Raw genomic sequence first — 7,259 nt, forward strand, 5'->3', positions numbered from 1 at the left:
CCATCGACAAGAAGGGCATGAACATGAACATCGGGGACGAACTTCGCCGAGTGATCCGCGGCACGGTACTCACGCCCGGCGACGAAGGATTCGACCAGGCCAGGCGCCCCTGGAACCTGGCGATCAACCAACCCGTACAGGCCGTGGTCGAAGCCGCCGACGCCGAAGACGTGGCCGCGCTCGTCCGGCACGCCCACCTCGCAGGACTGACCATCACCACCCAGCCCAGCGGCCACGGAGCCACCGGCGACACCGGCGAGACGATCCTGCTGCGCACCACCCGCCTCGACCACCTGCACGTGAACCCCGACGAACGCCTCGCCCACGCAGGAGCCGGCGTCAAATGGGGACACGTTCAGGAGGCCGCGAGCCCGCACGGACTCACCGCACTGGTCGGCAGCAGCCCGGCGGTCACCGTCACCGGCTACACCCTGGGCGGCGGCCTGAGCTGGTTCAGCCGCAAACACGGCTGGGCGGCCGGCAGCGTACGCGCCTTCGACATCGTCGACGCCACAGGCACCCGCGCCCGGATCACCGCCGACGACGACCCCGACCTGTTCTGGGCCCTGCGCGGCGGCGGCGGCGACTACGCCATCGTCACCGCGACCGAATTCGACCTGCACCCGGCCCCCGACCTGTACGGCGGCCGCCTGCTGTGGCCCGCCGCCACGGCCCCCGCCGTCCTGGACGCCTACCGCGAGATCACCGCCACCGCACCCGACGAACTGACCCTCTGGTACGACCTCCTCCAATTCCCCGGCGCCGCCCCCCTGGTGGCCGTGGACGCCACCTACCTCGGCGCGGGCGGCGACGCCGAGACACTCCTGCGGCCCCTGGAGAAGATCGCCGGGCGACTGTCCGACTCCCGCGCCATGCTGCCGCCCGCCGGACTGGGCGCCATCACCGCCGAACCCACCGACCCCGGACCCGGCATGTCCCGCGCCGAACTCCTGACCGCACTGACCGACGAAGTCGCCGCGACACTGCTGGAGCAGCCCATCGACCCGCTCCTCAGCGTCCAGCTCCGGCACCTGGGCGGCGCGCTCACCCGGCCCTCCGGCATCCCGGCCGGACACCTGGAGGAACCGTACGCGCTGTACCTGTTCGGCATCCCCGGACAGGACGGAGGCGCCGCCGTACGCGAGCGCATGGACCGGCTGACGGAGGCCCTGGTGCCGTACACCTCAGGGCGCAAACCGTTCACCTTCCTCGCGCCGGGCGAGCGCGCCGCCTCCGCCTTCGCCCCGGACGACCTGACCCGCCTGCGGGACGTCAAGCGGTCCCGCGACCCCCGCGGCACCTTCCGCGCCAACTTCCCCGTCCTCGCCGGGTAAGGCAGAGCGGCATCCGCTCAGGCGCTCTCGCGGGCGTCGTTGCGGAGGCTGAGGAAGATCAGCACCATCCCGATGTACGTGCACAGCCGCACCGCGTCGGGAATGCCGTTCCAGGTGCCGTTCATCCACATGCCGAACCACTCACCGCCGACGGCCTGGAAGCCGAAGAACCACAACAGCAGGCCCACCGTGCAGCCGACCACGCCCCAACGCTTGGCCCGGTGGAAGGCGGCGTCGTCACGGCCGACCGCCCTGACCTGCTGCCAGGCCGACACCAGGCACGTCACCATGATGACCGCCTCGGTGAGAATGACCCCGACGTAAGCGACGTGATGCGCCCACGTCCACGGAATCGCACGGTAGTTGACCTGACTCACCGCGGCCAGCTCGGGCTTCTGCGCGTCCATGGCCAGCACATGCCGGACGAACTCGAAGTTCGTCCCGTAGTCGGTGAGATTGCCGAACACGACCAGCAGCGCGAAGCCGCCGACAGTGAAGGTGAGCAGCGCCTTCGCCACACGAAGGGCGAAAATGGTGTCGAAGCGGGCCAAGGTTCTTTCCTTTGACATCTCTGATCGAATGAGCACACGAGCCCAGAGGAGGTGTCCTGACAGGAAAGATCCACGGGGCCCGCTCGCCCGGCGTGGAGGAACTCACCGGGCCGCTCCACTGGCTCCGTCACTGGCGATGACGTCGCGGGCCCCTCAGCCTGAGGTGGAACAACGTGACATATTTTAGCCGAACCCGTATGCCGTCCCCGACGCCCCCAACAAGCCGCTCGGAGCGTCCAGCCGACGGACTACCCGGATACCCCGACCCCCACGCGGTGAGCTGGACCGGCTGGCTGACGAGCACCGAACTGAACCAAGCCGTGAGACAACACCGCTTCATCCCAGACGGACAAGAGGCACTCCGCCGATACCGGGCCCACACCCCCGACATCACAGAACGTCACCAAACCACATGATCACCCGGATTCGTCCTCAAGCACGGTTCCAGTGGTGAGAAGATCGGGGGTGCTCCGAATCGCAAAAGCAGTACTCGCAAAACTGCCGGCACCACTGCACGCCTTCGTCCTCAATCACCGCGAACCGCTCAAGTTCGCCGTGGTCGGTGGAGCAGCCTTCCTGGTGGACAACGCGATCTTCTACGGACTAAAACTGACCATCCTGCAACCCAAACCGGTGACCGCCAAGATCATCGCAGTGCTCGTGGCCACGATCGCGTCCTACGTCCTGAACCGCGAATGGTCGTTCCGAACCAGAGGCGGCCGCGAACGCCGCCACGAAGCCGCACTGTTCTTCCTGGTCAGCGGCATCGGCCTGGTGCTCAGCTCCGCGCCGCTATGGATCTCCCGGTACGCGTTCCATCTGCAGACCCCGGACGTGACCCTGGTGACCCAGGAGATCGCCGACTTCATGAGCGCGCAGATCGTCGGCACACTGATCGCCATGGTCTTCCGCTTCTGGGCGCTGCGGAAGTGGGTCTTCCCCGACGAGAAGGCCCCGTCCGGCGGCCTGCGACTGGCCCCCGCCCCCGAATCCACGGACGAGGCGGCCTGACGGCAGCGAGCTTCTCTGTTTTGGTGAGGAAGTGCGGGCGGAGCCCGCTCCTTTTGTGTGTGACTGCGGAGCAGCAGCCGAGCGCCTTTACAATGTAGATCAACTACTGCCTGGCCGCCGCCCTGGCCTTCCGTCAGGAGGCGCGCGCCTCGGCACCCCGGACAGGCAAGTCAGCCGCGGTCGAAGGTCTGGACGACGATCAGGCAGGTGAACGCCGCGAGCGCGATCGCGGTCCGGACGAGGTGCAGGCTCAGCCACCGCCGGCGGCTCTCGTGCCAGTCGGCGGGCAGGCGGTCGGGATCCCAGGCGTCCACCACCCGGTTGAGGGGTTCCAGGGCCCTCAGGGTGAGGACCACGGTGAGGACCACCATGATCAGGGCGGTCGCGCTGACGCCGAAGACGAACCATCCGCGACGCCACGACAGGGCGGTCATGACGACCAGCGCCGCGATGCCGGTCAGCAGCAGCGGCGGCATCGTCCGTCCGTAGTCGACGTTGAGCGCCTGCCAGTACCGCACGTACGCGGCCCCCGGCAGGCGAGCCACGGACGGGGCGAGCACCACGAAGACGACGCCACCCGCGTACAAGCCGACCAGCAGCAGCGCGACCATCCTTGACGCGACCAGTACGAAAGCCACCGATCCTCCCTTCCTCAACAAGGAAGGATCAACCAGGAGCCACCCCAGATACACCCTCAGCCGACGCGGCGGTGTACCTGATCACCGGGTCCTTGACGCCGGTACGGGCGTCGCCGGGGAAAACCGGCCGGACGTCCGCCTCGGCCAGGCCCTCCGGGGACGCCGCCTCGACGACCCCGATCCACCAGTGCCTGGTCCCCGGCGTGGCGCAGCTGACGTACAACCGCCACCGGCCCGACGGGGCGCGGACCAGGGCGGGACGCTCCACCATCGCGGCCCCGAAGCGGTCGCGTGGCAGGACGGCGACCGTGGTGAAGCGCTCGCCGTCCGTGGAGCGCGCCACCACGTTGTGGTCCTCGCCGTCGTGGCGTACACGGTAGGCCAGGACGAACGTGCCGTCGGTGTCGAGCGCGGCGCTCGGCGCACCGGCCCACTGCTGCGGACCGCCGCCGGGCGCCGGAACGGCGACCACGTGACGCCCCTTCCCCGGAAGGGGCACGAGCGAGGGATGGGGGTTCGTGGTTGAGGTCATGCTGCGAGTCTGCGGGGGAGGAAGATCGCGCGGCAGTGGCAGCACTGCTCATATACGGGAATTTCCTGCCATATTCTGCGGTCTATGACAGCACGATCGGCCCCACGGCCTCCCGCCCCCGGCGCGCACGTTCCCAGCCACGGGAGGACGTCGTGACCGAGGGCCTCGACGTCCCTGACCGGCGCGGCCGTACCGGCCTGGACCAGGCGGGACGCGCCCTGACCGGCAACCCCGGGGTACGGGTCCGCGACGTGCGGCTCCTGGCCTGCAACTGGTACGTCCTGCGCACCACCACCTTCGACTACCGGCACGCCGACGGCCACTGGAGCACCCAACAGCGGGAGACCTACGACCGCGGCAACGGCGCGACCGTCCTGCTGTACGACCCCACCCGCCGCACCGTCCTGCTGACCCGGCAGTTCCGCTACCCCGCCTACGTCAACGGCCACCCCGACGGAATGCTCCTGGAGACCGCGGCCGTACTGCTGGACGACGAAGCACCGGAGGAGGCGATCCGGCGCGAGGCCGCCGAGGAGACCGGCCATACCGTCGGCGAGGTCGAACAGGTCTTCTCCGTCTACATGAGCCCTGGCTCGGTGACCGAACGCCTGCACTTCTACGCCGCGCCGTACAGTCCCGCGACCCGCACCTCGACGGGCGGCGGGGTCGCGGAGGAAGGCGAGGACATCGAGATCGTCGAGCTGGACTTCGACCACGCCCTCGACCTGGTCGGGAACGGCGAGATCGCCGACGCCAAGACCATCATGCTGCTGCAATGGGCGGCGTTGAGCGGCCCCTTCTCCCCCACCGGCCGCCGTCCCGCCCCATGACGCGAACACCGCGCTCGTACCGGCCGATCCACCTCGGATCACCGGCCGGGCCCGGCGTCACGGGATGCGGCGGAACGCGCGGCGGTAGGCGGCGGGGGCGACACCGCGACGGGCGGCGAAGTGGTGGCGCAGCGTGTCGGCGCCACCGAACCCCGCCCGGACGGCCACCGCGTCCACGCTCAGATCGGTGGTCTCCAGCAGCTCCTCGGCCAGATGAAGCCTGCGTTCGAGCAGCCAGCGGTGCGGTGTGGTGCCCGTCAGCGCCTTGAACCTCCGGGCGAACGTACGCGGCGACATGGCCGCCCGCGCCGCGAGCGCCTCCACCGTCAGCGGCCGGTCCAGGTGCTCCAGGACCCAGTCGAGCAGCTCCGACAGCTCGTACGGGGTGCGCCGCGGCGATCCAGTCAGGCGTGTTCCCGGACAACGCCGCAAGCCTGAGCCTCCACCAGGCGTTGGGCTTCCGCGTCGTGGGCACCCGCGAGCGCATCGGCCGGCACCACGGTCTCTGACGTGACGTGATGCTGATCGAACGCCGCAGCGCTGTGATCGGCGCCTGAGCAACCACGAGGGCCGATGTTGGCCTGGCGTTCACCCTCATGACATCGACGGCTGCCAATATCGATGAACATCGAAATCGACAGCCGTCGATATGAGCGACGCCGCCGGAGCCCTTCATGGACAGCACCTACCGCCACGCTGATCTGACCGTCGATCAGCAGCACGCCTTGCTCACCGCAGCCCGCACGCTCGCCGAGGAGTTCGCCGGCACCTTCGGCACCGAGACCATCGAGCGGTTCCTGCACACCAGCTACGACCAGTTCGCCGGCCGTGCCGTCATCGCCAATTACCTGCCGCTGCTGGCCGAGCGGTTCGCCCGCCAGCGGCTGCGCGCGCTGGCCCGCGTCGAGGGCAAGGACGGCAGCGGCGTGCCGATCGTGCTGTTCCTGTGCGTGCACAACGCCGGCCGCTCCCAGATGGCGCTCGGCTTCTTCGCCCGCCTGGCCGGCGAACGCGCGCTCGGCTGGTCCGGCGGCACCGAGCCCGGCGAGCTGATCAATCCGGCCGTCGTCGAGGTGATGCACGAGCGCGGCATCGACATCACCGGCGAGTTCCCCAAGCCGTGGACCAGTGAGATCGTCCAGGCCGCCGACGTGGTGGTCACCATGGGTTGCGGCGACGCCTGCCCGGTCTACCCGGGCAAGCGCTACCTGGACTGGGACCTGGACGACCCCGACGGCAAGACGATCGAGCAGATCCGCCCGATCCGCGACGACGTCGAGCGCCTGGTCCGCGCCCTGCTGGCCGACATCGGCGTCCCGGCCGGCTGAGAGTACTCGCCGTTCCCAGCACGCAGAGACAGATGTCAATATAGACATATACCTATTTCGATGAACATCTATACGGAAAGGGCAGTGGATGGAACTGCTGGAGATCCTGGAGTGCAGCCCGCCGCTGACCCGTGAACCGCTGGACAGCGAGCAGGCGGCCGGGGTGGCGCGCGTGTTCAAGGCACTGGGCGACCCCGTACGGCTGCGCATCCTGTCCATCGTGGCCAGCCGCGCCGGCGGCGAGGTGTGCGTGTGCGACATCACCGACGCCTTCGAGCTGTCCCAGCCGACCATCAGCCACCACCTGAAGGTGCTCAAAGAAGTCAGGCTGCTGACCTCCGAGCGGCGCGCCTCCTGGGTCTACTACCGCCTGGTGCCCGAGACGCTGGGCGAGTTGTCGGCGCTGCTGACCCTGCCCGCCAGTGGGCCCGTCACTGGGCCTGCCAGTGGGCCGACCGCTGCAGCGGCGGTGTCACGGTGATGTCGACTCAACCCGCACAGGCCACCGCGCCGTCGGCCGGCGTGATCGGCGCCCTGTCGGTACTGGATCGGTTCCTGCCGGTGTGGATCATCGCCGCCATGGGCGCCGGACTGCTGCTCGGCCGTCTAGTGCCTGGCCTGGATGCCGCGCTGGACGCCGTCAAGATCGGCGAGATCTCGCTGCCGATCGCGCTCGGCCTGCTGCTCATGATGTACCCGGTGCTGGCCAAGGTCCGCTACGACCGCCTGGGCACGGTCACCGGTGACCGCCGCCTGCTGCTCTCCTCCCTGGTGCTGAACTGGGTGCTCGGCCCGGCCATCATGTTTGCCCTGGCCTGGATCTTCCTGCCCGACCTGCCCGAGTACCGCACCGGCCTGATCATCGTCGGGCTCGCCCGCTGCATCGCCATGGTCCTCATCTGGAACGACCTGGCCTGCGGCAACCGGGAAGCCGCAGCCCTCCTGGTCGCGCTCAACTCCGTCTTCCAGGTGATCGCCTTCGGCGCGCTCGGCTGGTTCTACCTCCAGGTGCTGCCCGGCTGGCTCGGCCTGACG

At 69.2% G+C, this 7,259-nt stretch carries 11 protein-coding genes; 6 read left to right on the plus strand and 5 right to left on the minus strand.

Features of this window, described 5'->3' with window-relative positions:
* Positions 1-23 precede the first annotated feature (23 nt).
* Positions 24-1,334, plus strand: coding sequence for an FAD-binding oxidoreductase (locus tag ACIHAD_RS45155; RefSeq protein ID WP_397361018.1), 1,311 nt, complete (start codon positions 24-26; stop codon positions 1,332-1,334).
* A 17-nt stretch (positions 1,335-1,351) separates the two neighbouring features.
* On the opposite strand, the gene ACIHAD_RS45160 is transcribed toward ACIHAD_RS45155, so the two are convergent.
* The gene (locus ACIHAD_RS45160) at positions 1,352-1,885 is read right to left on the minus strand and encodes a DUF2165 family protein (RefSeq protein WP_397361019.1); all 534 of its coding nucleotides are present in this window, start codon (positions 1,883-1,885) and stop codon (positions 1,352-1,354) included.
* A 465-nt stretch (positions 1,886-2,350) separates the two neighbouring features.
* Here ACIHAD_RS45160 and ACIHAD_RS45165 point away from each other — a divergent pair, with 465 nt between their 5' ends.
* On the plus strand, positions 2,351-2,896 hold the full coding sequence (locus ACIHAD_RS45165; RefSeq protein ID WP_397361020.1) for a GtrA family protein: 546 nt from the start codon (positions 2,351-2,353) through the stop codon (positions 2,894-2,896).
* Between the two features lie 170 nt (positions 2,897-3,066).
* On the opposite strand, the gene ACIHAD_RS45170 is transcribed toward ACIHAD_RS45165, so the two are convergent.
* Both ACIHAD_RS45170 and ACIHAD_RS45175 read right to left on the minus strand, forming a co-directional pair.
* Positions 3,067-3,534: an anthrone oxygenase family protein gene (locus ACIHAD_RS45170; protein ID WP_397361021.1), complete on the minus strand. Its 468-nt coding sequence runs from the start codon at positions 3,532-3,534 to the stop codon at positions 3,067-3,069.
* Between the two features lie 28 nt (positions 3,535-3,562).
* Positions 3,563-4,066, minus strand: coding sequence for a hypothetical protein (locus tag ACIHAD_RS45175; RefSeq protein ID WP_397361022.1), 504 nt, complete (start codon positions 4,064-4,066; stop codon positions 3,563-3,565).
* A 152-nt stretch (positions 4,067-4,218) separates the two neighbouring features.
* On the opposite strand from ACIHAD_RS45175, the gene ACIHAD_RS45180 reads away from it, so the two are divergent.
* Entirely contained in the window at positions 4,219-4,896 is a 678-nt protein-coding gene (locus ACIHAD_RS45180; RefSeq protein ID WP_397361023.1) for an NUDIX domain-containing protein, read from the plus strand.
* 57 nt (positions 4,897-4,953) lie between these two features.
* On the opposite strand, the gene ACIHAD_RS45185 is transcribed toward ACIHAD_RS45180, so the two are convergent.
* On the minus strand, positions 4,954-5,328 hold the full coding sequence (locus tag ACIHAD_RS45185) for a helix-turn-helix domain-containing protein (protein WP_397361024.1): 375 nt from the start codon (positions 5,326-5,328) through the stop codon (positions 4,954-4,956).
* Positions 5,301-5,618 (minus strand): hypothetical protein, encoded by a 318-nt coding sequence (locus tag ACIHAD_RS45190; protein ID WP_397361025.1) that lies wholly within the window; start codon positions 5,616-5,618, stop codon positions 5,301-5,303. Before ACIHAD_RS45190 ends, ACIHAD_RS45185 begins: the two co-directional genes overlap by 28 nt.
* Positions 5,619-5,621: 3 nt before the next feature.
* Between ACIHAD_RS45190 and ACIHAD_RS45195 the strand changes: the two genes are divergently transcribed.
* The 3 genes from ACIHAD_RS45195 to ACIHAD_RS45205 all read left to right on the plus strand — a co-directional run.
* A complete protein-coding gene (locus ACIHAD_RS45195) occupies positions 5,622-6,224 on the plus strand; it encodes an arsenate reductase ArsC (RefSeq protein ID WP_397361026.1) in 603 nt (200 codons plus the stop codon).
* An 88-nt stretch (positions 6,225-6,312) separates the two neighbouring features.
* Positions 6,313-6,705, plus strand: coding sequence for an ArsR/SmtB family transcription factor (locus ACIHAD_RS45200; protein WP_397361027.1), 393 nt, complete (start codon positions 6,313-6,315; stop codon positions 6,703-6,705).
* Positions 6,705-7,259 (plus strand): arsenic resistance protein (locus tag ACIHAD_RS45205; RefSeq protein ID WP_397361028.1); only part of this gene is annotated, 555 nt, incomplete at its 3' end. The genes ACIHAD_RS45200 and ACIHAD_RS45205, both read left to right, overlap by 1 nt.

Source organism: Nonomuraea sp. NPDC052265 (assembly GCF_044547985.1).
GTDB lineage: Bacteria > Actinomycetota > Actinomycetes > Streptosporangiales > Streptosporangiaceae > Nonomuraea.

Coding starts and splice junctions, on each gene's coding strand:
- ACIHAD_RS45155 (WP_397361018.1), top strand. CDS start 24: ATGAACATCGGGGACGAACTTCGCCGAGTGATCCGCGGCACGGTACTC.
- ACIHAD_RS45175 (WP_397361022.1), bottom strand. CDS start 4,066: ATGACCTCAACCACGAACCCCCATCCCTCGCTCGTGCCCCTTCCGGGG.
- ACIHAD_RS45200 (WP_397361027.1), top strand. CDS start 6,313: ATGGAACTGCTGGAGATCCTGGAGTGCAGCCCGCCGCTGACCCGTGAA.